The 26,628-nt window shown below is 31.3% G+C and carries 26 protein-coding genes; 11 read left to right on the top strand and 15 right to left on the bottom strand.

Annotation, left to right across the window (positions count from 1 at the left end):
• Positions 1-140 precede the first annotated feature (140 nt).
• The gene (locus BLW23_RS08500; RefSeq protein WP_093667472.1) at positions 141-1,337 is read left to right on the top strand and encodes an IS256 family transposase; all 1,197 of its coding nucleotides are present in this window, start codon (positions 141-143) and stop codon (positions 1,335-1,337) included.
• A gap of 67 nt (positions 1,338-1,404) precedes the next feature.
• On the opposite strand, the gene rpsU is transcribed toward BLW23_RS08500, so the two are convergent.
• Both rpsU and prfA read right to left on the bottom strand, forming a co-directional pair.
• On the bottom strand, positions 1,405-1,593 hold the full coding sequence (gene rpsU / locus BLW23_RS08495) for a 30S ribosomal protein S21 (protein WP_093668813.1): 189 nt from the start codon (positions 1,591-1,593) through the stop codon (positions 1,405-1,407).
• Positions 1,594-1,900: 307 nt separating this feature from the next.
• Positions 1,901-2,977, bottom strand: coding sequence for a peptide chain release factor 1 (gene prfA / locus BLW23_RS08490; RefSeq protein WP_093668812.1), 1,077 nt, complete (start codon positions 2,975-2,977; stop codon positions 1,901-1,903).
• A gap of 79 nt (positions 2,978-3,056) precedes the next feature.
• On the opposite strand from prfA, the gene BLW23_RS08485 reads away from it, so the two are divergent.
• From BLW23_RS08485 to BLW23_RS08465, 5 genes are all read left to right on the top strand, one after another.
• A complete protein-coding gene (locus BLW23_RS08485; protein ID WP_093668811.1) occupies positions 3,057-3,488 on the top strand; it encodes a DUF6265 family protein in 432 nt (143 codons plus the stop codon).
• A 214-nt stretch (positions 3,489-3,702) separates the two neighbouring features.
• Positions 3,703-4,383 carry a TetR/AcrR family transcriptional regulator gene (locus tag BLW23_RS08480; RefSeq protein WP_093668810.1) on the top strand — a complete coding sequence of 227 codons (681 nt, stop codon included), beginning with the start codon at positions 3,703-3,705 and terminating at the stop codon, positions 4,381-4,383.
• A complete protein-coding gene (locus BLW23_RS08475; protein WP_093668809.1) occupies positions 4,373-6,031 on the top strand; it encodes a peptidase domain-containing ABC transporter in 1,659 nt (552 codons plus the stop codon). The genes BLW23_RS08480 and BLW23_RS08475 overlap by 11 nt, the downstream gene beginning before the upstream one ends.
• Before the next feature lie 11 nt (positions 6,032-6,042).
• Positions 6,043-7,401 (top strand): HlyD family secretion protein, encoded by a 1,359-nt coding sequence (locus tag BLW23_RS08470; protein WP_093668808.1) that lies wholly within the window; start codon positions 6,043-6,045, stop codon positions 7,399-7,401.
• A gap of 38 nt (positions 7,402-7,439) precedes the next feature.
• Positions 7,440-8,831 carry a TolC family protein gene (locus BLW23_RS08465; RefSeq protein ID WP_093668807.1) on the top strand — a complete coding sequence of 464 codons (1,392 nt, stop codon included), beginning with the start codon at positions 7,440-7,442 and terminating at the stop codon, positions 8,829-8,831.
• Positions 8,832-9,195: 364 nt separating this feature from the next.
• On the opposite strand, the gene BLW23_RS08460 is transcribed toward BLW23_RS08465, so the two are convergent.
• From BLW23_RS08460 to BLW23_RS08430, 7 genes are all read right to left on the bottom strand, one after another.
• Entirely contained in the window at positions 9,196-9,480 is a 285-nt protein-coding gene (locus BLW23_RS08460) for a hypothetical protein (RefSeq protein WP_093668806.1), read from the bottom strand.
• A gap of 1 nt (position 9,481) precedes the next feature.
• Complete coding sequence (locus tag BLW23_RS08455) at positions 9,482-9,757, bottom strand: ATP-dependent Clp protease adaptor ClpS (protein WP_093668805.1); 276 nt, start codon at positions 9,755-9,757, stop codon at positions 9,482-9,484.
• A 7-nt stretch (positions 9,758-9,764) separates the two neighbouring features.
• Positions 9,765-10,598: a 50S ribosomal protein L11 methyltransferase gene (prmA, locus tag BLW23_RS08450; protein ID WP_093668804.1), complete on the bottom strand. Its 834-nt coding sequence runs from the start codon at positions 10,596-10,598 to the stop codon at positions 9,765-9,767.
• A 5-nt stretch (positions 10,599-10,603) separates the two neighbouring features.
• Entirely contained in the window at positions 10,604-11,362 is a 759-nt protein-coding gene (gene tpiA, locus BLW23_RS08445; RefSeq protein ID WP_093668803.1) for a triose-phosphate isomerase, read from the bottom strand.
• 50 nt (positions 11,363-11,412) lie between these two features.
• Positions 11,413-11,934: a TlpA family protein disulfide reductase gene (locus BLW23_RS08440; protein WP_093668802.1), complete on the bottom strand. Its 522-nt coding sequence runs from the start codon at positions 11,932-11,934 to the stop codon at positions 11,413-11,415.
• A 16-nt stretch (positions 11,935-11,950) separates the two neighbouring features.
• Positions 11,951-12,421, bottom strand: coding sequence for a TlpA family protein disulfide reductase (locus BLW23_RS08435; protein WP_093668801.1), 471 nt, complete (start codon positions 12,419-12,421; stop codon positions 11,951-11,953).
• A 188-nt stretch (positions 12,422-12,609) separates the two neighbouring features.
• Positions 12,610-13,686, bottom strand: a complete 1,077-nt coding sequence (locus tag BLW23_RS08430; protein WP_093668800.1) for an ABC transporter permease — start codon at positions 13,684-13,686, stop codon at positions 12,610-12,612.
• 63 nt (positions 13,687-13,749) lie between these two features.
• Here BLW23_RS08430 and pyrF point away from each other — a divergent pair, with 63 nt between their 5' ends.
• Positions 13,750-14,562 carry an orotidine-5'-phosphate decarboxylase gene (pyrF, locus tag BLW23_RS08425; RefSeq protein WP_093668799.1) on the top strand — a complete coding sequence of 271 codons (813 nt, stop codon included), beginning with the start codon at positions 13,750-13,752 and terminating at the stop codon, positions 14,560-14,562.
• A 298-nt stretch (positions 14,563-14,860) separates the two neighbouring features.
• Here the strand turns inward: pyrF and BLW23_RS08420 are convergent, their stop codons facing one another.
• Complete coding sequence (locus BLW23_RS08420) at positions 14,861-16,351, bottom strand: RagB/SusD family nutrient uptake outer membrane protein (protein WP_093668798.1); 1,491 nt, start codon at positions 16,349-16,351, stop codon at positions 14,861-14,863.
• A 17-nt stretch (positions 16,352-16,368) separates the two neighbouring features.
• Positions 16,369-19,590: a SusC/RagA family TonB-linked outer membrane protein gene (locus BLW23_RS08415; RefSeq protein ID WP_093668797.1), complete on the bottom strand. Its 3,222-nt coding sequence runs from the start codon at positions 19,588-19,590 to the stop codon at positions 16,369-16,371.
• A gap of 403 nt (positions 19,591-19,993) precedes the next feature.
• Between BLW23_RS08415 and BLW23_RS08410 the strand changes: the two genes are divergently transcribed.
• Positions 19,994-20,785 (top strand): LytR/AlgR family response regulator transcription factor, encoded by a 792-nt coding sequence (locus BLW23_RS08410; RefSeq protein ID WP_093668796.1) that lies wholly within the window; start codon positions 19,994-19,996, stop codon positions 20,783-20,785.
• A 48-nt stretch (positions 20,786-20,833) separates the two neighbouring features.
• A complete protein-coding gene (locus BLW23_RS08405; RefSeq protein ID WP_093668795.1) occupies positions 20,834-21,628 on the top strand; it encodes an ABC transporter substrate-binding protein in 795 nt (264 codons plus the stop codon).
• Here the strand turns inward: BLW23_RS08405 and BLW23_RS08400 are convergent.
• The 3 genes from BLW23_RS08400 to BLW23_RS23175 form a co-directional block, all read right to left on the bottom strand.
• Positions 21,611-21,808 (bottom strand): Lacal_2735 family protein, encoded by a 198-nt coding sequence (locus BLW23_RS08400; protein WP_093669384.1) that lies wholly within the window; start codon positions 21,806-21,808, stop codon positions 21,611-21,613. The genes BLW23_RS08405 and BLW23_RS08400 overlap by 18 nt on opposite strands.
• A 136-nt stretch (positions 21,809-21,944) precedes the next feature.
• The gene (locus BLW23_RS08395) at positions 21,945-22,652 is read right to left on the bottom strand and encodes a DUF4197 domain-containing protein (protein ID WP_093669382.1); all 708 of its coding nucleotides are present in this window, start codon (positions 22,650-22,652) and stop codon (positions 21,945-21,947) included.
• Positions 22,653-22,710: 58 nt separating this feature from the next.
• The gene (locus BLW23_RS23175; protein WP_176829780.1) at positions 22,711-22,875 is read right to left on the bottom strand and encodes a DUF5522 domain-containing protein; all 165 of its coding nucleotides are present in this window, start codon (positions 22,873-22,875) and stop codon (positions 22,711-22,713) included.
• 99 nt (positions 22,876-22,974) lie between these two features.
• Here BLW23_RS23175 and BLW23_RS08390 point away from each other — a divergent pair, with 99 nt between their 5' ends.
• Together BLW23_RS08390 and BLW23_RS08385 are read left to right on the top strand one after the other, a co-directional pair.
• Positions 22,975-24,084: a hypothetical protein gene (locus BLW23_RS08390; protein ID WP_093668794.1), complete on the top strand. Its 1,110-nt coding sequence runs from the start codon at positions 22,975-22,977 to the stop codon at positions 24,082-24,084.
• Positions 24,074-25,144, top strand: coding sequence for a nucleotidyltransferase family protein (locus BLW23_RS08385; protein ID WP_093668793.1), 1,071 nt, complete (start codon positions 24,074-24,076; stop codon positions 25,142-25,144). The genes BLW23_RS08390 and BLW23_RS08385 overlap by 11 nt, the downstream gene beginning before the upstream one ends.
• On the opposite strand, the gene BLW23_RS08380 is transcribed toward BLW23_RS08385, so the two are convergent.
• Positions 25,128-26,480 carry a UDP-N-acetylmuramate--L-alanine ligase gene (locus BLW23_RS08380; protein WP_093668792.1) on the bottom strand — a complete coding sequence of 451 codons (1,353 nt, stop codon included), beginning with the start codon at positions 26,478-26,480 and terminating at the stop codon, positions 25,128-25,130. The genes BLW23_RS08385 and BLW23_RS08380 overlap by 17 nt on opposite strands.
• Positions 26,481-26,628 lie beyond the last annotated feature (148 nt).

The raw sequence follows: 26,628 nt of genomic DNA, 5'->3' as shown, positions 1-26,628 counted from the left end.
ATAAAAAGCTCTATCAATAATTGATAGAGCTTTTTATATTTAGAAAGGCAGTATTTCATAAACTGTGTAAGTTTTAAAATCTCGGGGTTGAATTCAACCCCGAGATTTTTTTATTCATTAACTTTAATTTTTACACATTTATGAAACCAGAAGATTTATTGAACGGCGAATTTCTAAAACAATTTAAAGATGGCTCAGAGTTAACTAGCTTTATAGAACAACTTCACAAACGAGGAGTTGAAAAGATTTTAGAAGGAGAGTTATCAGCTCATTTAGATTACGAGAAACATCAAAAGAGCACTAACTCTAATTCTCGAAATGGCTATTCAAAGAAGAAGTTAAAAACAACTTTAGGAGAAACAGAAATAGAAGTCCCAAGAGACCGTGAAGGATCTTTTAATCCTATGTTGGTAAAGAAAAGAGAAAGTACTACAGATGGTGTTGAAAATCTTATCATCTCTTTGTATGCTAAGGGAATGAGTGCTTCTGATATAGAGGAGCAAATCCGAGAGCTATATGACTTTAACATCTCTACTTCAACGATTTCAAGAATCACAGATAGCATTACTAATGACATTGTAGCATGGAAAAATAGACCTTTAGAAGCTACTTATTTAATCGTTTGGATGGATGGAATTGTTTTCAAGGTTAGAGAGAACTCTAAGGTTATTAACAAAACTATATACATAGCTGTAGGCCTTAGATCCGACGGTAAAAAGGAAGTACTAGGTTTGTGGTTAGGTAAAAATGAATCAGCTGCTTTTTGGATGAGTGTTTTGACTGATATTAAGGCCAGAGGAACGCAAGATATACTGATTACTGCAACCGATAATTTAAACGGATTTACAGATACTATAAAGACAGTGTTTCCTAATTCTACCACACAAATATGTGTAGTACATCAGATTAGAAACTCTTGTAGATACGTGGTTTGGAAAGATAAAAAAGAGTTTACTAAAGATATGAAGCAAATCTATACAGCTCCAACTAAAGAAGCCGCAAAGGCTGCTTTAAAAGATTTTAAAAATAAATGGGAAGCTAAATATTCGTATGCTATTAAAAGTTGGGAAAACAACTGGGATGAACTCACTGTTTTCTTCGATTTTCCAATTGAAATAAGAACTATTATTTACACCACTAATCTTATTGAAAATCTTAATGGGAAAATACGCAAATACACTAAAAACAAACTCTCTTTCCCGACAGATGACGCTGTTATCAAATCGGTATATTTAGCTTTAAGAGAAAGTACTAAAAAGTGGACAATGCCCATTAGAAATTGGGGCATAATTCTAAATCAATTTTTAGCTATATTTGAAAAAAGGATTAGGCTATAAATAACCTAACCCTGATATTTTGAACTTACACACTTTTTAGGATAGTGTCTTTAGAAATCAGTCCTTTTTAATCTTCTTTAAAAAGTTGTTCTTTATAAGCAGCTTTTTTAACTTCAGCTCTTCTCAAAACTGAAGGCTTAACGTACTGCTTTCTTTCTCTTAATTGTTGAAGAACCTTAACGTCTCTATACTTACGCTTATAACGCTTTAAAGCTCTATCAATATTCTCACCTTCCTTCACTATAATTTTTAACATACTTTAAAATTTTTAATTATATACTATTTCATTTGGGCTCTTGCAACTATTCAATGGTTTACTACTTTATACACCAAAAGTTCACAAACCTTTATTCATTTAAATAATTGACAAAAGGCTTTTAATTCTATAAAATAAGAAAATTCAAAAATGTACTATGAAAATTTTGCTTGCCCCAGAAGAGAATAAAATTCTTAGATATTTCCTAATTTCGAGATAGAACACAAATCGGGCGCAATTTAGGAATATTTAATCGTAATACAAACCAATAACTAAAATAAAAAAAGCCCTTTATTTGGGCTTTCTTTTATATTGTTTCTCCTAACTCTTTTAACTTAGAAGTATTCTCCGCTAACATCAATTCATCTATAACCTTTTGAATATCTCCATTTACAATATTCTGTAAATCATATAATGTTAATCCTATTCTATGGTCTGTAACCCTTCCTTGTGGATAATTATACGTTCTAATCTTTGCAGAACGATCCCCAGAGGTTACCATCGAACCTCTTTTTGCTGCATCTTCCGCCTGCTTTTTAGCTAACTCTAAATCATACAAACGAGAACGCAACACTCTAAAGGCCTTTTCTTTATTTTTATGCTGAGACTTCTGATCCTGACATTGTGCTACCAATCCTGTAGGAATATGTGTTAAACGCACAGCTGAATATGTAGTATTTACTGACTGACCTCCAGGACCTGAAGAACAGAAAAAGTCTATTCTAACATCCTTAGGATTAATCTCCACATCAAACTCTTCCGCCTCCGGAAAAACCATACAGGTTGCTGCTGAAGTATGAACTCTACCTTGTGTTTCTGTTTGAGGAACTCTCTGAACACGGTGTACACCAGCTTCAAATTTTAATGTTCCATACACATCCTCTCCTGAAACTTCAAATTGTATTTCTTTGAACCCTCCATTTGTCCCTTCACTATAATCGACGATAGAAACCTTCCACCCTTTGCTTTCACAATACTTAGAATACATCCTATATAAATCACCTGCAAATATACTTGCCTCATCACCACCTGTTCCAGCTCTTAATTCAACAACTGCATTCTTAGCATCCTCAGGATCTTTTGGAATTAACAAAAACTTAATCTCATCCTCTAACTCTGGTATACGATTTTTTGCTTCATCTATCTCCATCTTAGCCATTTCAACCATTTCAGCATCACTCCCATCTGAGATAATTTCCTTAGCCTCCTCAATATTCGCCAGTAAACCTGAATATTCATTCGCTTTTTCAACAACCTTACCTAGGTCTTTATATTCTTTATTTAGCTGAACATATCGTTTTTGATCAGAAATAATATCTGGCTGAATAATCAAATCAGACACTTCATCATAACGTTGTTTAACAATTTGTAATTTATCTAGCATCGCATCAAATCTTGGACTGCGAATTTACAATTTTTCTTTAAATTTGAGCAATCTACAAACAACTAAAACCAAATGATTTATGAGAACTCTTTCTATTCTTTATCTCATATTCGTATTGATTTCATGTAATTCTAAAGTTAAATCGGAAAAACCTGAATTCTTAATTGGAACATGGATTAGAGTTACTAATACTTCAAATACAAAATCCTTTGAAAATTGGGACAACAATTTAAATGGCTTAGGGTACACCATTAAAAAACAAGATACTGTTTTTAAAGAAATTCTGAAGATTGAAAAAATCAATGGCATCTTCAATTTAAAAGTTACTGGAGTTAATGAATTGCCTACATATTTTTTATTCACAAGTCAAACAGACACTTCTTTTACCTGTCAAAATGAAAAGAATAAGTTTCCTAAAAAGATAGAATACTGGAAAAACGAAGAAAAGCTATATGCTAGAATATCTAGCGACACTATTAAAATAGACTTTGCGTTCGCAAGGCTTAAATAATCTTATTCACACCTAATAACCTCCTAACGAAAGAATAACATTTCTCGTCAAATTAATTTATAAAAAAGAGCATAATACTAGCCTTACTCTTTAATTTATGCCTACAACAACATTGAATAAAAATGTTAATTAATAAAACTTTGACTTTATTTTAACAACAATCTTCACAATATTAAAAGTAATACTATTATTTTTGCGAAAATTTATTTTAAGTATGAAAAATTTACTTTCCAACATTAAAATTTTCACCCCTGAAGGCACCTATATCAAAGACCCTGAATCATCTAACTTGGGTAAGAGAATAATAGAGAATAGCATTATTTTAATTGAAGAGATAGGTTTTGAAAACTTTAATTTTAAGAAATTAGGGCAAAAAATAGGCTCCAATGAAAGCTCTATCTATCGATACTTCGAAAGCAAGCATAAACTTTTAATATACTTAACTTCATGGTATTGGGGGTGGATCGAATATCAATTAGTAATGGAAACCTATAGTATTAACGACTCCAAAGAAAAGCTTATTAAAGGAATAGAAGTCGTTACCAGAACTACGAAACAAGATAACAATTACGGACATATCAATGAAGTGTTATTAAACAAAATTGTAATTAATGAGAATTCAAAATCTTATTTAACTAAAGACGTAGATTCGGAAAATAAAGTCGGTTATTTTATGGCTTACAAAAGAGTTGTAAAAAGATTGGCTGAAATTATTTTTTCTTTTAACAACACGTATCAATATGCTTTAAGCTTAGCTGGAACTATTACAGAAAGCGCCCTACATCAGCATTATATGAAATTACATTTTCCATCAATAACCAGTTGTAGTGAAACTATAACTCCTACTGACTTTTTAACCAACTTAACCCTTAACACTTTAGTAAATGACAAATAACACCTTTACTCCTTGGAAACGTTTTTTAGGACTAGTTAAACTGGAGAGAAAAGACATCTTACAAATTGCTTATTTTGCTATTTTTGAGGGAATTGTAGCACTATCACTCCCTCTTGGAATTCAAGCAATTATCAATTTAATTCAAGGAGCACAAGTTTCAGCGTCTTGGGTAATCTTAATCATCCTTGTAACCTGTGGAGTTGCGTTTTCAGGTGTTTTAAAACTCATGCAAATGAGAATTATCGAAACTATCCAACAACGTATTTTCACTAGAGCTTCAATTGAATTAAGCTATCGTTTTCCTAAAATAAAAATGAAGGAGCTAAGAAATTATTACCTTCCTGAGTTGGCAAATCGGTTTTTCGATACACTGACTATACAAAAAGGGCTTTCAAAATTACTAATTGACGTACCATCGGCATTCCTACAAATCATATTCGCTCTGGTACTTTTATCATTTTATCACCCATTTTTTATATTTTTCGGTTTACTACTGGTAGTTCTAATTTATGCTGTATTCAAGTACACCGCTCAAAAAGGGCTAGATACCAGCTTAAAAGAATCAAAACACAAGTATAAAGTTGCCCATTGGCTACAAGAAGTAGCAAGAGCTGTGGTAAGCTTTAAAGTTTCTGGAAAAACAAACTTAGCGCTTCAAAAATGTGATAATTTTGTTTCTGATTATCTTGATGCAAGAGAGGATCACTTCAAAATTTTAGTTCTTCAATACAAGAAAATGATAGGTTTTAAAGTACTTGTAACCTTTGGTTTACTTTTTATGGGAGGTTTTTTAGTACTAAATCAAAAAATGAACATTGGTCAATTTGTTGCCGCTGAAATTATAATCCTATTAATTATTACTTCTGTTGAAAAACTAATTCTAGGGCTAGAATCTTATTACGATGTATTAACTTCTATTGAGAAATTAGGACAGGTAAATGATAAACCTTTAGAAGCTCAAGAAGGAGAAGTTATTCCTCATGAAGACAATTTAACAATAGAATTACATGAAGCAACTTACGAAGTAAAGGATTTGAACCGACCAATACTCAATAAAGTTTCATTAACTATCAACCCACAAGATAGAATTCTTGTCGAAGGCGAAAGTGGTAGCGGAAAATCTAGTTTATTGCAACTAATATCAGGAGTAAACCTTCCCACTTCTGGAAACATTTTTATCAATAATCTTTCTATAGAAAGTCTTTTCATTAAGGAATATCGAGGAAAATTAGGACTCTCCTTATCCGAAGAAACTCCTTTTGAAGGAACTATTAGAGAAAACATCTCTTTTGGAGATCCAAACATTACAGATGATCAAATTTTTGAAATACTTAACAATGTTGGTTTAACTAATTATATAAAATTACAACCAAAAGGATTAAATACCATATTAAAACCAGAAGGTAAGCAAGTTGCCTATACTATTTCAAAGAAAATTGTTTTAGCGAGAGCTGTTGCGAAAGCACCTAAAGTTTTAATATTAGAAGACCCTTTAGACCAATTTAAAAAGGACGAAACGAAAAAAATTATTGAGTTTTTAGCCAGTCCTAAGCAACCATGGAGTTTAGTTGTGGTGAGTAGTAATCCTATTTGGAAAGACAAATGTAACAAGCATATCGTCTTAGAGAATGGAAGTTTAAAAAAATAAAGTAAGCGCTCATGTTGAATATATCTCAAAATAAAATATCAAAATACATAGACCTTACCTCTCTTAAATCAGGAAAGGAAATTTTCACCAAAGAATATCATAAAAGGTTTAAAAAGTTCTTACTTGTTTTTATTGTTATTCTTTTCATTATTATGTTTCTTCCATGGACTCAAAATATTACGAGCAAAGGAAACGTAACAACATTAAAACCAAGTCAAAGACCACAAACCTTGCAATCACAAATTCCTGGACGAATAGAGCAATGGTTTGTTCAAGAAGGTAATTTTGTTAAAAAAGGTGATACCATACTAAGAATTTCTGAAATTAAAAGTGATTATTTCGATGAAAAGCTTGCTGAAAGAACAGGAGTTCAGCTCAATGCTAAATCATCATCTGTTGTCGCTTATAAAAACAAAATTTTAGCCTTACAAAATCAAATAAATGCAATACAACAAGAAAGAGGTTTAAAATTAAATCAAGCCAAAAACAAGTTAATTCAAGCTCACTTAAAGATTCAGAGTGATAGTATTGATTTAGAAGCTATAAAAATAAAAAATGAAATCGCCAAAATTCAATTTGATCGTGTTGTTACACTTCAAAAAGAAGGACTAAAAGCGGTGAAAGATGTGGAAGAAAAAAGAGGAAAACTTCAAGAAGCCAATGCAAAATTGATTTCACAACAAAACAAACTTCTAACATCAAAAAACAAGGTTATGAACGCCGAGTTAGCTATATCAACACTAAAAGCTACTTACGCGGATAAACTTTCAAAAGCACAAAGCACTTTATTTACTGCTCAATCGAGCGCTTTTAATGGAGAAGCTCAAGTATCAAAGTTAGAAACAAATTTAGCCAACTATAAAAAAAGAGGTAGCTTATTATATGTCACAGCGCCTCAAGATGGCTTTATTAACAAAGCAATAAAGTCTGGTTTAGGTGAAACTTTTAAAGAAGGAGAACAATTGGTTAGTATCATGCCAGCCAATTACGATTTAGCTGTGGAGATATTTGTACGTCCGATTGACTTACCTCTAATTCATATTGGCGAAAAAGTTAGAGTTCAATTCGATGGATGGCCAGCCATTGTATTTAGCGGATGGCCCAATATATCTTATGGTACCTATGGAGCTGAAGTTATAGCCATAGAAAATTTCATTAGTAGTAATGGAATGTTTAGAGTTTTATTATCTCCCGACAAAAAAACAGAATCATGGCCTACTGCTATTAGAGTGGGCTCGGGTGCAAGAACCATTGCCTTACTTGAAAATGTTCCTATTTGGTATGAGTTATGGAGACAAATAAACAGTTTCCCTCCGAACTTTTATCAACCTGAAATTAAATCGGATACCAAGAAAAAAAAGAAAAAATAATTTAAGTCAATTACTTAGCTTTAAATTCGTACATATCAATGAAGAAGTTAATACTCGTTTTTTGTTTCATTAGTTCCATTGTTTTTTCTCAAGACAATTCAAACGTACTTTCATTTGAAGAGTATTTAGGCTATGTAAAAAAGTTCCACCCTATTTTAAAACAGGCACAACTAGTATCTTCAAAAGGAGAAGCTAAACTACTTAAAGCACGTGGCGCTTTTGACCCCAAAATTGAAGTAGACTATAATCGAAAAAATTTTAAAGGAACGGAATATTATAACAAACTCAATAGCACTTTCAAAATACCTACATGGTATGGAATTGAGTTTAAAGCCAATTATGAAAGTAACGATGGTGTGTATTTGAACCCAGAGTTTAAAACTCCTAAAGAAGGTTTATACAGTGCTGGTGTATCAATTTCACTAGCCAAAGGGCTTTTAACCAATAAAAGAATGGCTTCGCTAAGACAAGCGAAATTATACAATCAACAATCTGTACAACAACAGAAAATTTTAATCAACAAAATTTTATTTAAAGCTACAAATACATATTTTAAATGGTTAAAAAATCACCAAACTAAAAAAGTATATACTGATTATTTGGTCAACGCTAAAATACGATTGCAAAGTATAAAGCGCAGCTTTGAGTCAGGAGATAAGCCAGCCGTAGACACCTTAGAGGCTAGTATAAACTATAAAAATAGGTTACTTGATTTGGAAAAAGCCAAAATCGGCTATATTAAATCCAAACTAGAGGCCTCTAATTATCTATGGTTAAATAACGATGTTCCTCTTGAGTTAACCGACAACGTCGTTCCGGATAATCAAACGGTAAATCTTATAGACGAAGTATTAACCAGTTCTATAACAGATGCAGTAGATTTTAACATTGAAGATCACCCTAAATTGGTTAAACTGCAATTAAAGAAGAAGAGTTTAATTATTAACAAAAAACTAAAATTAAACAACTTACTTCCTAAAGTAGACCTTCAGTACAACTTTTTATCTTCCGATTACAGAAGCATAAACTCCTTTAATAATTCTAATTATAAAGCAGGACTTAACGTAAGCATCCCTCTATTCCTGAGAAAAGAACGTGGAGATTTAAAGCTAGCTAAAATTAAAATTAAAGAAATTGATTTTGATATTTCTTCGACAAGAATCAACTTAACCAATAAAATTGACGGAACAGTTCAACAAATAAACTCATACAAAGAACAGTATAATATTTTAAGTAACTTAGTGATTGATTACAAAAACTTAGTCCAAAGTGAAGAACGTAAATTCAGCTTAGGTGAAGGCTCGCTCTTTTTAGTAAACTATCGTGAAGTTAAGCTCATTGAAAATCAACTTAAGTATATCAATACTCAATACAAATACTTCATTTCTAAATCCGAATTACTAAAAGTACTAAATCAGCATACACTATAAATTAAAAAGACCTTGAACAACTGTCCAAGGCCTTTTCGTCTAACCAAACTTAGTATAAAAACTAACTACTACTATTGTAAATATTTTTATATAAATGTATATTTTGTTTCTTCTACTCAAAAAGAACTCTCCTTTCAGGGAACATTAACATAAGTAAATCTTACTCAGAGAAGCCTTTGATAATGAATTCATAACGCTAAAATATGAATTCTAATTTAGGGAAAACAAACTATTACTAATAATTTCTATATTTAATGAACTTTTGTAACTTTCAAACCCTTTTTGTTTGTTGGTTACATTTGTTTGACACACTATTATTTGAAAGGTCACAAAAAAAATAAAAAAATTTTTATTCCACTATTTCCTAGTACAAATACTCCCTTAAAACAATCCTGTGATCAGGTATAGATTTATCGTAATTTTCCACTAAAAGCTCCAGTATTTCTGGCTTCTTACCCCCTATATCTCTTTTTGAGTTATATTTTGACACATATAAATTATATATGTCAGATCCTTCTAAATATTTTTTCTCAAAAATTAAAAAATGTTCCTCATTTAATTCTGAATAACATATTAAATCTCCTAAAAAAGTTTTTGATTTATCTTCAAAAAAATCAGAAAACTCATAATACTTAAAAATGTTCTCCATTCTATACTATTTCAGCCGAAAGCCCTAAATCCAATAATTTAGAACATTTTGGTTTCAATTCTTTAATACCACCTGTTTTAACTGAACATTTCCCTTTGTAATGTACTAATATGGTACATTGCTCTGCTTGTTCTGGAGTGTGTTCACAAACACTTATCAGACTATCTATTACAAAATCGAACGTATTTACATCATCATTGTACAAGATAATTTCATGTTGTCTAGTTTCTTTTATTAAAACATCTAGCTCTTCTTGAATTTTTTCAATTGTACTCATTCTGTCACTATTTTTGATAGCGCAAAGCTACCCAATTATTTCTTTCTATAGTCTTAATTAACAATAATTTATGCTTCTTCACTTCATCATCAATGATTGAAATATCTTCTTGATAAAATCCGCTTAATAATAATGTACCATTCTCTTTTAAACAGTCCGTATATACCGCCATATCATTTAACAAGATATTTCGATTAATATTCGCTATTATTAAGTCGTATTTTCTATCCTTTAATAACAAAGAATCTCCTTCAAAAACAGAAATATTGTTACAATTATTTCTTTCTACGTTTTCTAAGGAATTTGTATAACACCAAGTATCAATGTCAATAGCATCAATTGGCTTAGCACCCTTCATTTCGACAAATATCGCTAAAATTCCTGTACCACACCCCATATCCAACACTTTTTTATCGCTAACATCCAAATCTAGTAGATGTTGCAACATCATATAGGTTGTTTCATGGTGACCAGTTCCAAAACTCATTTTAGGTTCAATAACAATATCAAACTCTAAATTTGGATTTTCATGAAATGGCGCTCTAACACTAACTTTATTCTCTACCCGAATAGGTTTAAAATTTTTCTCCCATTCAGCATTCCAATTCGTTTGTTCAATTTCTTTATGTGAATATTCAATATCGAATTCTTTTGAATTTAACACGAATATATCATCGAGCATATTCTCATTCCAGTCGTTGTTCTGTATATAGGCTACAACTCCTGTTTCATTTTCAACAAAACTTTCAAATCCAATAGAACCAAGTTCTGCAATTAAAATCTCAGTTCCTGGTTCCTTTGGTGATATTGTAAAGTTATATTCAGTATAAATATTATCCATTCAGATTAAATAGCTTCAACTATCGCTAAAAAGTCATTTGGTTTTAAAGAAGCTCCTCCTATCAGACCTCCATCAACATCAGGTTTTGAGAAGATTTCGTCAGCATTTGCTGGCTTCACACTTCCTCCGTATAAAATAGAAACAGAATCTGCTAATTCTTTATTATACTCTTTTTCTAATACTTCTCTAATAAAAGCATGCATTTCTTGTGCCTGCTCTGGTGTGGCAGTCTCTCCAGTACCAATTGCCCATACTGGCTCATATGCCAAAATAATATTAGAAAAATTTTCCTTTAATAAATGGAAAAGACTTTCTCTTAGTTGCGTTTCTACAACTTCAAAGTGTTTTTCTGATTTTCTATCTTCTAACGACTCTCCAAAACAAAAAATTACTTCTAAATTGTTTGCTAGTGCCGTATCAACTTTCTTAGCTAATAGTTCATTAGATTCTGCAAAGATACTTCTTCTTTCCGAATGACCTAATATTACAATTTCAATTCCGATTTCAGAAAGCATATCAGCAGAAACCTCTCCAGTAAATGCACCACTCTTAGCTTCGTGCATATTTTGAGCAGCTACTTGAATTATTGATTTCTTAGTTCTTTTTACAGCAGAACTTAGGTTTATAAAACTTGGAGCTATAATTACTCTTTTACCTTTAGCTTTTTTAGCTGACACTCCTTTTTTAATTCCCTTAATAAGTTCTTTAGCCTCTTTAAGGTTTTTATTCATTTTCCAGTTACCTGCAACGATGTTTTTTCTCACTGTATAAAGTTTTATAATAATTACTGAAGTTTGTTGTTAACAAAAGTACATCAATTTTTTAAGGTATTATCTAAAACGTTTTCTTTCAAACGAGTACAATCGAAAACTTCTATTGTTTTATCCTCATTTACAATCAAATACCGTGGAATCCAATCTAATTGTAAAAACTCAGAAAAATCGCCATCCCAACCAGATGGTAAATAGTAATGATCTCCAAAAACATCATATTTATGCAAAGCTTTACTCCACTCCATATAATTTTTATCAATTGATATGTTTATATAATGGAAGTCTGAATATTCTCTCATAAGAGTATTATTTTTAGGAATACTATTCAAACAATCTTTGCACCAAGATGCCCAAATATTAAAAACCAACTTTTTATCAGTATTCAAGGCAAAAACATCTTCAACTTTTATAGAATCTCCAGCTTTTGTAACTAGAATATCTTGCAGTGCTTTTTTCGAAAAATCTGTTTCATTTCTTTTTGAACATCCTATTAAAAAAGTAAAGCAGAAGAGTATCCAAATATACTCTCTTACCCCTAAATAATGATTCTTTGATTTATTCATTGCTATTATTATTATTTCACAATAACTCCTTTATTTTTGACACTTTGGAAGATTTAAACATCTTAATCTCTTTATTTTCATTTAAAATCAAAAACCTTGGAATTTCTTTAAGCTTCAGAAAATCGCCTAAACCTCCATTACCTTTTGTTGGTATATAATAATGTTGTCCTTTAACAGGAATATTGTCTAAACCTCTTTTCCAGTCGAAATAAGAATGATCAACTGACAAAAAAATATAATTTACTTCTTTATTTTCTTTTTGAAAAAGTGCTATTTCTTCCAAACTCTTTTGACTGAATGGACAATAACTGGCGTAAATATGTATCAATGTTTTCTGACTACTATCATGTTCTAATATCTCAGAAAACATAACCGACTCTCGATCTACCGAAAGAAGCTTCTCGTTTAATGAAGACTTATTGAATCTGTCTGGGTGAAAAGTTCCACAACCAGTTAGTATAAATAAAAACAGTATTAATATTCTCATTCTAAGTAGTTATTATATTGAACTCGTTTAAACATTTTCAATTTGCTAAAAAATTAGTCTTTTTAATTCTATTTTCTCCTTTTTTTCTTCTCGTAACTCTGCTATGAGACTAAAAAAACCTTTAATTTTCGCTTAAACTCAAAAAGTTTAAACGAGTTCATTGATATAAACGTCAGAATAGGAAAATATTATTTAAGCTTGACCCTTGGATCAAGCCAAGTATAGATAATATCAACCAAAATATTTATAGTTATAAAAATTGTAGCAATCACAAATACACTTCCCATGATAACGGGAAGATCTAATGTATTTAACGAATTTACTATTTCTTTACCCAAACCGTTCCAATTAAAAATATACTCCACAAAAACTGCTCCAGCCAACATAGAAGCAAACCAACCTGAAATAGCAGTTATTACAGGGTTCAACGAATTTTTAAAGGCATGGCTTCTAATTATCTGATATCTATTTAAACCTTTTGCTTTCGCTGTTCTAATATAATCCTGACTCAAAACTTCAAGTAAAGAGTTTCTCATTAATTGAATTACAACTGCCAGTGGACGTATTCCCAAAACAAGCGCAGGTAACACTAAATTACTCCATTTAACATGAACACTTTCCCCAAAATCATCAACCTCATAAAGACTACCCGTCATTTCTAAATCAGTAATGTCATGCAAAACAAAACCAAAAAACCATGCGAACAAAATAGAGGAGAAAAAAGATGGAATACTCATTCCTAAAGTACTAATTACTGCCACTATTTTATCAAATATTGTATCCTTATGAACCGCGGAAACAACACCTAAAAAAAAGCCCAAAACTATTGCTATACATATTGCCGAAACGGCTAACACAAAAGTATTAGGCATAGTTTCCTTTATAACATCTGAAACGTTTTTACCATTTTTTTGAAATGACTGCCTTAAATAAGGTGTTTTCAACGCTATACTAACCTCTCCAAACTTACCTAAAGTAACGAAACTATACTTCCTTTTATTCAAATATGTATAACTTTCTTTCGAAGAACTGTGAAATGATACAGGAGATATATCATTCAAATAATATAAATATTGAATTGCTATAGGTTGATCAAACCCATATTTCTTTCGAATACTTTCAAGTTGACTGGAATCTTCACGTTGGTCCAACATCATCCTAGCTGGATCTCCTGGGAGCACATTAAATAGAAAAAAAATGACCGTTACCACTCCGAATAACGTCAAAAACCCATAAAAAACCTTGTTTAATATATATTGAAACATTGAAAACAAAGATAACAGAAACTCCCAAATTTGCTTACTTTTGCCTAACTTTTATAAGAACTCATGACAACACAACAACTTGTATCTGAAATTAAAAAGAAAAAATCTTTTTTATGTATTGGTTTAGATGTCGATCTAAATAAAATCCCGCAGCATCTTTTAAAGGAAGAAGACCCAATTTTTGCATTTAATAAAGCTATTATTGATGCAACACATCATTTATGCGTGTCTTATAAACCAAATACAGCATTTTATGAAGCTTATGGTATAAAAGGATGGAAAGCTCTTGAAAAAACGATTCAATACCTTAACAATAACTATCCTAATATCTTTACCATTGCCGATGCAAAAAGAGGAGATATAGGTAATACTTCAACCATGTATGCCAAAGCTTTTTTTGAGGATTTAGCTTTCGATAGTGTCACCGTTGCTCCATATATGGGAAAAGACTCTGTAGAACCTTTTCTTGCTTTTAATGATAAACATACTATTATGTTAGCGCTAACTTCAAACGAAGGTGCCTTCGATTTCCAAACGAAACAAGTTGAAAATCAAGAATTATATAAACATGTATTAGAAACCTCCAAAGGTTGGAAAAACTCTCAAAACCTAATGTATGTGGTTGGTGCAACCAAAGCCGAATACTTAGCAGAAATTAGACAAATAATTCCTGATAGCTTTTTGTTAGTTCCTGGAGTTGGTGCTCAAGGGGGAAATTTACAAGATGTATGTACATACGGAATGAATGATCAAGTTGGACTATTAATTAATTCTTCAAGAGGAATTATTTATGCTGGAAACGGCCATGATTTTGCAGAAAAAGCGGCAGTTCAAGCTGAATCTCTTCAAAAGCAAATGGAAATCATTTTAAAATAAAAAAGTCAAGGTTAATGACTCCTTGACTTATTTAATTAATTCAAACAATATACCAATGAGAACAAAGTAATGGTATATTGGTCAAAGGTACTTTCTTTAGTCTTTGCCGCTATGTATTTTGATTTGAATACCTGATGTTTTGATTTAAAACAAAGGATTTTGCTCATTTTATGAAACTTTAACAATCTGACATAGCGTCCTAAACAAGAAATTTTTCTTTAAAGTTTAGTGTTTTACAAAAAAAAACTGAAATCTTTCGATTTCAGCTTTTTCTTTATTAAAAAGTTTTGATTAAACTTTAATTCATAAATGGATTGTTTTGAACTTCTGACTGAGGAATTTCAAGAGTTAACCTTTCATCGTCATGATTAATTGCTTCTCCAACTAAATATAGGTGATTAGCTCCTCTTACCACAGTTTCTTTATTTCTCTTTAAAGCTAAATAACTCTTTCCTTCACCCCAAAACTCGATTCGAGTTTGCAAGTAAATTTCATCTAAAAGAGCCTCGCCTGCTAATCCATCAACATAAGCGTAATCTGTAGCATTGTCAAATCTTTGAGATAAAACATCTTTAAGACGATTTTTAGCTTCTGCTTCATTTCCTTCCTTAGCTGCTAATTCAGCAGACAACAAATACATCTCATCAATTCTCATATAAACATAATCAGACTCAATAATTCGTTGCCCTCTGAAGTTTCTATCCTCATGATAAAACTTATTTAATGGCATTAAATGTTTAGTATTCCCTGGCTCATAATGAAATTGCGTTTTCCTTACATCGTTATTATCAATAGCTCCATATAAGCTTTCATCAATAGTTTTATGATCTCCAAAAGACTGATAACTAAATGTAAAATAATCCATTTGTCCCCACCAAGAAACCAAGCCTAAACTATTGTCACTAGTAATATCTACTCCCCACATCCAACTAGGGTTATTATATACACTATTAAAACCACCTGTAGATTGGGTTTTTGTTGTAATTGGGAACTGTCCACTTTGAATAATTTCTTCAGCAAGTTCTCTAGCCTTAATGTTATCAACGCTAGTACCCTTTGAAGCGTATGTATAAGCCAATAAAGTCTTAGCTACATTCTGATTAACTTGATAATGAAAATCTCTATTAAAGCCATCTAATAAAATTATAGCTTCATCTAAATCTTTAATAATAAGATCATATACTTCCTTTGTAGTAGCCTGAGGCTGAGCATCAGAATTACCTTCTAAGTAGATTGGTAAAACTCTAGTTGCTTCAGTATATTCAGTAACATATAATTGAGTTAGATAGAAGTACCCGTATGCTCTCATAGCTTTAGCTTGACCTAGGGCTGCACGATTTGTCTCTGTTATATTCAAATCATCTCCTCCTAAAGACTTGATAACCAAATTTGACTGATTAATTATTCTATAGTAATATCTCCACGCCATATAGTTCGGCTTAGCAAACGTGAAATCATTAGTAGCTATTAACTGAGCAATACTAGAATATCTATTATAGGTATTTCTTGATAACGCCATGTCACCTGAAAGAATATCCGTTATAACATCGTATCCTTTTTGTCCAAAATCCTCATGAGTATTTAACCCCCCAGTTTGAGTTTGAAAAGTGGTTTCATAAAGCCCTCTTAAAACGGCTTCAACTATTTCTGGATAAATTTCTCCAGTCTGACCAACATCATCCACTGATATCGTTTCTGTTGGAGTTTCTTCTAAGAAGCTCTCGCTACACCCAATAGCCATAAGTGTAACAGCTCCAAATATAATTGGTTTTATATATTTTTTTATCATTCTCTTATTTTTTAAAATTAGAATCTAGCTCTTACTCCAAATGTTAACGTAGATAAAGGTTGGTATCTATATGTACTTGATGCTCCAGTTTCAGAGGTAGTAGGATTAAATCCATCTCTTGAAGTTAATAAGAATAAATTATCTCCTGATACCCATAAACTTAATGCCCCTAATCCAGATGCTTCGATAAATTTTCTTGGTACAGTATACCCTATTCTAACATTATTTAATGATAAATAATCTGTTGAAGTTACAAAACGAGATGAAATTGAATTGGACTGTAAATCTCTATCACTAATTAACTGTGGAATATCTGTTACATCTCCTGGCTTTTTCCAACTATCTCTAATGTCTGCGTGCCAATTGCTCGATCCTATTTGTCTAGTTCCCATTAAACCTGCATACACTCCGTCATAAGCATAACCTCCTAAACTATACCCGAATAAAGTACTAATAGAAAAATCATGAATTTTGGCGTTTAATCTGAACGCTCCCCTTACTGTTGGTATAATTGACTTATCAATATACTTCTGCGTGGCATCGGCATACGTTGTTGTTGTAGTTTTCGTTACAGTATTATTAGGGTTTTGTTGCTGGTATTCATATAGACTGGTTATTCCCTCACCTGCATCGACTGTTCCATTATTATTAGCATCATGATAATACTGAGACCAAGTTGCTTTACCTGTATTAGGATCAACTCCTGCCCATTCTCTCATATAGAAATCCCAAAGACCTCTTCCTGCTGCACGTCCATAATCAATACCCGATACAGTCGCTATATCTAGTATTTTTTGCTCTCCTGTAGATGGATCAATTGGCATATCAACTATATCACTAGAGAACATTTCTCCATTAATTCCGAAATCTAATTTAAAATTTTGCTTATCGATAATGTGAGATGTAATATCGAATTCAAAACCAGAATTTCTTAACAATCCATCATTTACATCCAAGATAGCGTTACCAGATGATGGAGGTAATCTTTTCTCAAAAATTAAATTATCTACATTCTTAACATAATAATCTAAAGAAGCATCTATCTTATTATTAAATAAAGTAAACTCTAATCCCGTTTGGAACATTTTTGAAGTTTCCCATGATAACAACGGATTTTGCGCCGCATTAGGTCTTAAAGAAATCTCTCCTCCTAAGTTTCCGATTGTATAAGTGTCCTGTCCAGAATAGATAGCTGCACCAGCTTGATCTCCAACAATACCATAACTAGCCTTTAACTTTAAGAAATCGATGAAACCAACTTTTGACACAAAATCTTCTTCCGACAATACCCATGATGCTCCTACAGAACCAAAAGTCCCCCATTTATTTGTGAAAAACCTAGAAGATCCATCTCGTCTTAACGATCCAGTTAAATAGTATTTACGTCTGTAATTATAAGTTACTTGTCCAAAGTAACTTTCTAATGCAGTTTTCGTTCTGAACCCAGTCGCAGGTGAGGTGTTAACCACGTAGTTATTTGGATCATTCAACCCATTAAACAAGTTCACTACTTTATTTTTACTTATTGCCGATGTTTGAAACTCTCTTTGATTCGTTTCATGTGCTAAAAGAGCCGATACTGTATGATCTCCAAAAGTTTTATTATATCTAAAGATATTTAAGAAATTTTGTGTTAGAGCACTTGAATTCCTTTTAAACAAAGACCCTTGTTGCTCTACTGCGAATCCATAAAACGGATTTTGAATATTATCTGCTATTCTGCTATAGTATTGAGCTCCATATTGACTTTCGAACTCTAATCCATCTAATAAATCTACCTTAAAAGAGAAATTCCCATTTAAAGAGTGGCGATCATTCCCTACAAAGTTAAGGTGAGCATTACCTACAGCATTCGTCATACCTCCAAAACCTCTTGCACCGTAATCATATTGATTTCCTCCGTACTTAGTATCTTCAACAATATTGCCTTGTGCATCTCTTAAAAATAACGGATAAATAGATGGTATATTCTCAACAAACCAGAAAACACTACCTGAATCGCTTGCCTGTCCATTTGTAATTTGTTTTCCTAAAGTATATCCAACATTAGCTTTTGCTGTTAACCACTCTTTAGGCTTATGAGAAATACTTAATCTTGTAGCATAACGTTTGTATCCAGAATTCACAGAAAAACCTTTATCATCCAAATAACCAAATGAACTGAAATACTTGGTATCCTCATTACCTCCACTCATTTTTACATTTGCCTCTGTTCTCATTGAAGATTGGAACGCAAAATCTCTCCAGTTTTCTGGTGTATACTTTCTATCAACATTAGGCCTTACCTTTCCTGTAGACGGATCTATTATATCCGCTACATTATTGGTATTATAAAAATTATAATCTGGATTAATTCCACGGCTCGAAAATAAGTAATTATTTGCGTAGGCAACTGGATCATTATTAGGGTCAAAATCTAAGGTTCTATTCCCAATAGCATGCCAAGCTAATTCTATGTATTCGTTCGGAGATGTAATCACATCATAACGAGGTAATAGCTGAAAGTTCACTCCTGTTTTAACATCTACTTCGATTGAACTTGTCCCTACTTTACCTGTTTTTGTCGTAATCATAATTACTCCATTTGCCCCACGAGAACCATAAATAGCTGTTGCTGAGGCATCCTTTAAAACAGTGGTTGACTCAATATCAGATGGGTTGATAGAGTTAATAGATCCAGAAAAAGGAATCCCATCGACAACATATAAAGGATCTCTATTTCCATTTACCGAACCAAATCCTCTAATACGAATTGTAGCTGCAGTACCTGGCTGTCCTGAAGTATTAATTACATTTACACCAGCAACTTCACCAACTAAAGCCTGAGAAACGTTAGATACCGATTTAGCCTCTAGTGCTTCCGCCTTTACAACTTTAGCCGTACCTGTAAATGACTGTTTTGTAGTAGTACCATAACCAACAACAACAACTTCTTCTAATAAACTGCTATCATTTTCAAGTACTATGTTTATATTATTTGATGTACCTACCTTTCTTTCGACAGTTTTCATTCCTACGAAACTAAACACAAGAATATCTCCTGCCTTAGCTTTTAAAGAATAATTTCCGTCAAAGTCAGTTTCAGTACCATTCGTGGTACCTTTTTTCAAAACGGTTGCTCCTGGCAAAGGTCCTGATTCATCAGAGACGCTTCCCGAAACAGTCTTGTCTTGTGCAAAAGTTATCTGCACAATTAACGCTAAGAACAGCGTTAAAATTCCATTAAACTTTGTTTTCATTGTAAATTATTGAATTATTATTAACAGCTATAAAACTATAGGTAGTAACCTTCTGTTAACATTCATTTGATGTAAACAACTTCAATTTTGATGTGAAAAAACATAATTAGGATATAAAAAAACATCTCATTAACTTAAAACTTACTGAATAGATGTTAATATTTCTTTAATATCTCCATTTCTCCCTTTTTTAATGAACTTTCTTCCTTAATTTTGCCTTTATAGATAGAATGATATAAAGACAATATCCCCGATAGAATAATTAGTATAACCCCCAATGTAAATTATCTTCTCAATTGCTATAGTCACAATTTGAAAATAATACATTTACAGAGATTTAAGAGTTATTGAATAATCCTGCTTACAGGTTTTCTATTTTCTCTTTTTTCAAGAAGAAAATGAAATGAAGAAAATGAATATTTCAGCTTTTATCATAGAAAGTGATGTAATTGCTACAGCGAAAGTAAAAGAACTAATTCAACAACATAGTGTCATAGAAATTTTAGATGAATCATCTAACGCAGAAGATGCTATTGAAAAAATCAATACACTAAATCCAGATGTTGTTTTTTTAGATGTAGAAATTAATAAGGTTTCAGGTTTTGAAATCATAGAAAACATTTCTCTTTTAAAAAAACCTATGTTTATTTTTGTAACAAAACATCACGAATACGCCATTAAAGCATTCGATTATTTTGCTTTTGATTATATATTAAAACCATATAAAAGAGATCGTTTCTTCGCATCTTTAAACAGAATTATTGAGTTTAAAAGAAAAGAGGAACTTGCCAATTTTCAAGACAACTTAGAAAACATACTTGATCTTGTCAAGGGAAAAAACGTTGTACCTCATTCGTCAAATAACAAACGAATCAATATAAAAACAGGTAATAAAGTTATATTCCTTGATACCAACTCTATTAAATATATATCTGCTTCGGGATACTATCTAGAAATTTTCACTATCGATAATAAAAAGTATTTACTTAGGGAATCTTTATCAAGTATCATAAACCGACTTAATTCTTCAGATTTTATAAGAATTCATAGATCGACTATCATTAACTCCAATTATGTTGATGAAGTAATTACGTCAAATTATGGGGAAACAGATGTTAAAACTAATGATAACAAAATATTTAGAGTAAGTAAAGGTTACAAAAAGGAATTTCAGGAATTAATGGGGGTTAGATAAATAAAACGATCGTATTTTGTAGTTTTACTCAATATTAACAGAACTAAAGTGAAATCAATTACAGATCAAATCGGACGGAATATTGTAGTCTCAAAACCTTTAAAAAGAATTATCTCCTTAGTTCCAAGTCAAACGGAGCTATTGGTTGATCTTGGTTTAGAAAACCAGCTAGTAGGAATTACTAAATTCTGTGTTCATCCAGCCCATATTAAGAATACTAAAGAAGTTGTCGGTGGCACAAAAAACATAAAGATTGAGAAAATCAAAGAATTAAAACCCGACATTATACTCTGTAATAAAGAAGAGAACACAAAAAAAATTGTTGAAATGTGTGAACTCATCGCTCCAACTCATGTTTCAGATATTTACACCTTAAATGATGTCGTAGGTTTGATTAAACAATATGGTAAATTATTCTCCTGCAGAACCGAAAGCACACATATTATAGGTAAACTACAATTTAAAGCCAATAACTTCAAAAAGTTTATATCTACTCAACCGCAAAAAAAAGTTGCTTACTTCATTTGGCGCAATCCATGGATGGTTGCTGGTAATAATAACTTTATTAACCACCTCTTACAAATGAATAATTTCGAAAATATCTATTCAGATAAAGCTAGATATCCAGAAATAGAATTAAAAAGAATTAGACTTGAAGGTGATCCAGAACTCATATTATTGTCCTCTGAACCATACCCTTTCAAGGAAGAACATGCCTTCGAAATAGGAAGGTTCACTCATCATGCAAAGACAATTTTTGTTGATGGTGAAATGTTTTCTTGGTATGGTAGTAGACTTCTAAAAGCTTTCGATTATTTTAAACAATTACATCAAAGGATTTGAGAGTTCCTTATCAAGATATTTGATTCTATTTAATTTCTCCAATATCTTCATTGCTTTAAATGCAGATCTATCACTCTTACATTCATCAATATACTTATAATCATTCGCTCTTTCAACCAGTTTACCATATCTTTCTTCAAGATGCTTTCTGTACCTATGTATTTGATTTACTCGTAACATTTTTTTAAATTTAAACGACCTCATAAAGGTACACAATATTTTGGTTTACAAACAATTAGAAAGCCCTCTTTTTTTTCAAAAATCGCAAAAACCCTCAATATTTAATGAGGGTTTTTATACTAAACAGTATTATATTTTAAATTTTATCTTGTAAAGCGAATACTCTTTTCAAAAGTGCCGTATTTCTTAAACCCACTTTATCTCTTATACCTTTTTCCTCAACCGCAATCATTGTATAAACACCATCAAGAGCCTGTTTTGTGACATAATCAGTCAAATTAGGATTCACCTTCTTTACAAATGGAATACTGTTGTACTTCGAAATCAAGTTATTCCAAATTTTATCTGCTCCCACTTTTGCAAATGATCTTCTGATTACAGGCTGAAACTCTCCGTAAAGTTTTTGGTTTGTTTTTCCTTGTAAATAGGCAGTTGCAGCATTTTGTTCTCCCAAAAGAATATTTTTTGCATCGGCAAAAGTTATATCCTTAACGGCTCCAATAAAAATTGGGGTTGCTGTTTTTACTGCATCTTCTGCAGTTCTATTAATCGCCTTTAATCCTTCGTCAGCAAGCCTTCCAAGCCCAATTTTCCTCAATCCTTTATCTACAACTCTTAATTCTTCTGGCAACAAAATTTTAACCAACTCATTTCTATAAAACCCATCTACAGCCGTTAACTTACTCACTTGGTGCTGTATTCCATTATCAAGTGCTTCTCGTAAACCTTTCCCAATTTGCTCTTGTGTTAAAGCTCCCTGAGTAGGTATTTGGTTAACCACTTTCTGTAACTCACTACAACCAATAAACTGAAGCACCAGTAGTAAAATCATATATTTTTTCATATTATTCTCTTTTATATTATATATTAAAGTTAGAAACATTTTTTTCATATAGTCACTTTTATTTAAAATTATCCGTTTTTTTATCATAACCATAAGGACAGTGTTTACAACCACTCTTACAACAATACCCTCTTCTAAGATGAAACTTCTCTGTAAAAACCTTGTACCCTTTATCATTAAAATAATAGTCGCCTTCTTCCAATTCTATTCTTTTGTTGTACATCTGACAAAAATACTATCATTATAATTAAAAAGTTAAACTATTAATTATATTTTCACGAGCGTTAAGCTTATTATAAAGGTTTCGTTATTTTTGTTCATTATGATTTTAACAACTCAAATAGAAGATAAAACCATTGTTTGGTTAAAAGAACAAAATCAATATATTATTGTTGAAAATATTGTTTCTGAAATTTTACTAGAATTAGAAAAAAACACTGATATTGATTGTATAATTGAATTGTTGAAAAGTAATATTGACATCCCATATAATGAAGCACTAACATTTATAGATGATGTTCGTTTATTGTTAAAAAAAGAAGATAGCGATACTCCAAAAATAGAACTTCAGCCTGTTCCTAACTATTTTGATTTTGAAAAGTATTACAAAATAAATGGTCTAATATTTTTAGTTGAATTTTTATCCGAATATGAGCTTTCTCTGATACATCCAAAATTTGCTCATTTAGAAGTTACCTCTCAAATATCTATTGATCATAAATATACCGTTTTCTTAAAAAACGATATTATTAGTTTCCTTGTTGATAACGAAAATATTGGTTCCTGGATAAAAAGTGAAAGTCATTATTTTCAAGGTAAATTTTCTATGAAAATTATCGAACATACTCATAAACACGACGAAAATGAATGGATGGGGATTTTTCATGCCTCCGCTGTAGCTGATAATGATTCATGTATTTTATTTTTAGGAGATTCTGGAAATGGAAAAAGCACTTCCCTTGCCCTGTTACAAGCAAATGGATTCTCTTGCTTGGCGGATGATTTCGTTCCAATATTATCTAAAACAAGGACCGTACACAGTTTTCCCTCAGCTATTTCAATAAAAAAAAATAGTTTACCAGTTCTGCTTACCCTTTATCCTGAATTACAAAATCAAGCAGAATATCATTTTGAAAAATTAAATAAAATTGTTCGCTATTTACCTCCAAAAAAAGGTATTTTGGACAAGCAGATCGAGTGCAAAAAATTAGTGTTTATTAAATATGAAAAGGATAGTGAATTACAACTTAACAAAATATCTAAATTAGAAGCTTTTAAACAACTTATTCCAGATTCATGGCTCTCACCACATCCCGAAAACGCCAAAAATTTCCTTGATTGGTTCGAAGAGTTAACTTGTTATAGTTTAATCTATTCAAACAACGAAAAAATGATTGCAACATCTAAAAAATTATTTGCGGATGAATTATAAAGAAACGCTATTTTTTGTTGGCAAATGTCTCACCATTAGCCATAACAAAGAGAATAAGAACTTAGTTAAGAAGATGTTGACTTCTGGGAAAGTAGATTGGGATAACGTAGTTAAATTAAGCACAACTCATTATGTATTTCCTGCTTTGTACTGTAATCTTAAGCGATGTGAGTTCTTAAAGTTTTTACCCGAAGACTTAGTTTCCTATATGAAACACATTACGGATCTTAATAGGGAAAGAAATAAACAAATAATAGAACAAGCAAAAGAAATAAACGAATTCCTTTTATCACATAATATCACTCCAATATTTTTAAAAGGAACTGGTAATTTGTTAGAAGGACTTTACGAGGATATTGCCGAAAGAATGGTTGGAGATATTGATTTTTTAGTTTCCCCCAACAACTTTGAGCGCACAATTAATTGCTTGGACAAAAATGGCTACTTCAAAAAAAACAATACAATCGATAACTCTATTGTAAACAGGCATTATCCAAAAATCACTAAAGAAAACAAGATTGCCGCCGTTGAAATTCATTACAGAATGATTTCAAAAGATTCTATCTTTGGTTACAAGCATATAAATAACAATTTAATGAACATCAAAAAAAACATTAAAGTTTTATCGTACTCGGATCAAATTTTAATGACTTCTTACAATAAACAAATTAATGATTTCGGACAATGGTTTAAAACCCCTTCTCTAAGAAACACTTATGATCTTTTTTTGCTCTCTAATATTATCTCTTCAAAAAAAGTCTTCGCAAGACTAAATAATCAATATTCAAGATATATCAATAATTTTGCGTTAAGTTCTGAAAAATTATTAAATCTCAAAAATCAAATAATAAATTCAAACAGCGTTACTACTAAAAATAAGGAATTTGTAAAAAAACAATTATCTTATTTATACAATCCTGAAAAAAGTGTTAAAAACAGAAAACGATGGGAAACATTTTTTAAATACAGATCTAGGATATTTTTTTTTCTGGCTCTTTTCAGAAATAAATCCCATAGAAAATATTTAGTAAATAGAATAAAATCTAAACTAAAGCTTTAAGTTCTTCAAAATTAAGTCCACCATAATTCCCTGAACTCATTAGTAATAACGTTCTACTCTCCAATGATTGATTAAACAAAAACTCTTTAAATTTTTCTGGATCAGTAAAAACAGTTAAACTTTCTCTATTAAACGCTTTGGCTATCTGCTCTTTAGTGACTTCTTCTAACCTCTTTATTTTCACCGCTTTTGGCGAATAAAAAACAACAGCTTCGTCCGCTTTATCTAAAGTCCCTTCGTATTCTCTTAAAAATTCAGCATTTAAACTACTATAGGTATGAAGTTCAAGACAGGCCAATAACGATCTATCTTTATATTGATTTTTAACAGCAGTTGTTGTTGCTTCCACTTTACTTGGACTATGAGCAAAATCCTTAAAAACAACCGTATTCTTACTCTCAGCAACTTTTTCTAACCTTTTACTTGCTCCTTTAAAACTTTCAATTGCTTCATAAAAATCATCCTCATCAACTCCCATATGTTGGCAAATCCACTTCGCTCCTGCCAAATTTTGCAAATTATGTTTCCCAAATATCTCTAAAGGTAATGGTCCATCAGAAGAATCAATATAAGTAACACCATCATCAATAGAGTAGTCTGGTGTTAGGTAAGGATATTTTTTTATTGAATTTTTAGAAGACTCCACGACTCTTTTAACCTCATCATCTTCTTCATTATACACCATCATACCTCCATTTACAAGAGAATCTGTAAAAATTGAAAATTGCTCTATATAGTTATCATATGTTGGAAACACATTAATATGATCCCAAGCAATACCACTTATTAAAGCTATATTGGGTTTATATAAATGAAACTTTGGTCTTCTATCTATTGGTGAGCTTAAATATTCATCTCCTTCCAAAACTATGAAATCATTATGCTCAGTTAAATGTACCATGGTTTCAAAGCCATCTAGTTGAGCCCCTACCATATAATCTACTTCAATATCATGATAGTTCAACACATGCAAAATCATTGAAGTTATCGTTGTTTTTCCATGAGAGCCACCTATAACAACTCTAGTTTTTAATTTAGATTGCTCATATAAAAACTCCGGGTAAGAATAAATTTTTAATCCTAAATTTTGAGCTTTTAATAGTTCTGGATTATCTTCTTTTGCATGCATTCCTAAAATTACAACATCAATATTCTTTGTAATTTTCTCTTCGAACCACCCGAACTCTTTAGGCAAAAGATCATACTTTTCTAAACGAGACTTCGAAGGGTTATGAATGGTATCATCACTTCCTGTTACTTTATATCCCTTTTTATGTAAAGCTATTGCTAAATTATGCATAGCACTTCCTCCTACAGCTATAAAATGTACGTTCATATTGCCTATTTTTTGTAAATATACTGAAGAAAATGACTTTTATGTTCTCGATTTTATTAGTATTTTTAGAGTCAACTACTACTTAAACAATATACAAAACTCATAATCAGATTTTTACAAATGTTAAAAAATTGTATATTCGTTATTA

This window comes from Tenacibaculum sp. MAR_2009_124 (assembly GCF_900105455.1).
Taxonomy (GTDB): domain Bacteria; phylum Bacteroidota; class Bacteroidia; order Flavobacteriales; family Flavobacteriaceae; genus Polaribacter.
This window is presented reverse-complemented; position numbering and strand designations above follow the sequence as displayed.

Excerpts from the sequence above, each read along its gene's own strand:
- BLW23_RS08500 (WP_093667472.1), top strand. The coding sequence starts at position 141 with ATGAAACCAGAAGATTTATTGAACGGCGAATTTCTAAAACAATTTAAA.
- rpsU (WP_093668813.1), bottom strand. The coding sequence starts at position 1,593 with ATGTTAAAAATTATAGTGAAGGAAGGTGAGAATATTGATAGAGCTTTA.
- prfA (WP_093668812.1), bottom strand. The coding sequence starts at position 2,977 with ATGCTAGATAAATTACAAATTGTTAAACAACGTTATGATGAAGTGTCT.
- BLW23_RS08485 (WP_093668811.1), top strand. The coding sequence starts at position 3,057 with ATGAGAACTCTTTCTATTCTTTATCTCATATTCGTATTGATTTCATGT.
- BLW23_RS08480 (WP_093668810.1), top strand. The coding sequence starts at position 3,703 with ATGAAAAATTTACTTTCCAACATTAAAATTTTCACCCCTGAAGGCACC.
- BLW23_RS08475 (WP_093668809.1), top strand. The coding sequence starts at position 4,373 with ATGACAAATAACACCTTTACTCCTTGGAAACGTTTTTTAGGACTAGTT.
- BLW23_RS08470 (WP_093668808.1), top strand. The coding sequence starts at position 6,043 with ATGTTGAATATATCTCAAAATAAAATATCAAAATACATAGACCTTACC.
- BLW23_RS08465 (WP_093668807.1), top strand. The coding sequence starts at position 7,440 with ATGAAGAAGTTAATACTCGTTTTTTGTTTCATTAGTTCCATTGTTTTT.
- BLW23_RS08460 (WP_093668806.1), bottom strand. The coding sequence starts at position 9,480 with ATGGAGAACATTTTTAAGTATTATGAGTTTTCTGATTTTTTTGAAGAT.
- BLW23_RS08455 (WP_093668805.1), bottom strand. The coding sequence starts at position 9,757 with ATGAGTACAATTGAAAAAATTCAAGAAGAGCTAGATGTTTTAATAAAA.
- prmA (WP_093668804.1), bottom strand. The coding sequence starts at position 10,598 with ATGGATAATATTTATACTGAATATAACTTTACAATATCACCAAAGGAA.
- BLW23_RS08440 (WP_093668802.1), bottom strand. The coding sequence starts at position 11,934 with ATGAATAAATCAAAGAATCATTATTTAGGGGTAAGAGAGTATATTTGG.
- BLW23_RS08435 (WP_093668801.1), bottom strand. The coding sequence starts at position 12,421 with ATGAGAATATTAATACTGTTTTTATTTATACTAACTGGTTGTGGAACT.
- BLW23_RS08430 (WP_093668800.1), bottom strand. The coding sequence starts at position 13,686 with ATGTTTCAATATATATTAAACAAGGTTTTTTATGGGTTTTTGACGTTA.
- pyrF (WP_093668799.1), top strand. The coding sequence starts at position 13,750 with ATGACAACACAACAACTTGTATCTGAAATTAAAAAGAAAAAATCTTTT.
- BLW23_RS08420 (WP_093668798.1), bottom strand. The coding sequence starts at position 16,351 with ATGATAAAAAAATATATAAAACCAATTATATTTGGAGCTGTTACACTT.
- BLW23_RS08415 (WP_093668797.1), bottom strand. The coding sequence starts at position 19,590 with ATGAAAACAAAGTTTAATGGAATTTTAACGCTGTTCTTAGCGTTAATT.
- BLW23_RS08410 (WP_093668796.1), top strand. The coding sequence starts at position 19,994 with ATGAAGAAAATGAATATTTCAGCTTTTATCATAGAAAGTGATGTAATT.
- BLW23_RS08400 (WP_093669384.1), bottom strand. The coding sequence starts at position 21,808 with ATGTTACGAGTAAATCAAATACATAGGTACAGAAAGCATCTTGAAGAA.
- BLW23_RS08395 (WP_093669382.1), bottom strand. The coding sequence starts at position 22,652 with ATGAAAAAATATATGATTTTACTACTGGTGCTTCAGTTTATTGGTTGT.
- BLW23_RS23175 (WP_176829780.1), bottom strand. The coding sequence starts at position 22,875 with ATGTACAACAAAAGAATAGAATTGGAAGAAGGCGACTATTATTTTAAT.
- BLW23_RS08390 (WP_093668794.1), top strand. The coding sequence starts at position 22,975 with ATGATTTTAACAACTCAAATAGAAGATAAAACCATTGTTTGGTTAAAA.
- BLW23_RS08385 (WP_093668793.1), top strand. The coding sequence starts at position 24,074 with ATGAATTATAAAGAAACGCTATTTTTTGTTGGCAAATGTCTCACCATT.
- BLW23_RS08380 (WP_093668792.1), bottom strand. The coding sequence starts at position 26,480 with ATGAACGTACATTTTATAGCTGTAGGAGGAAGTGCTATGCATAATTTA.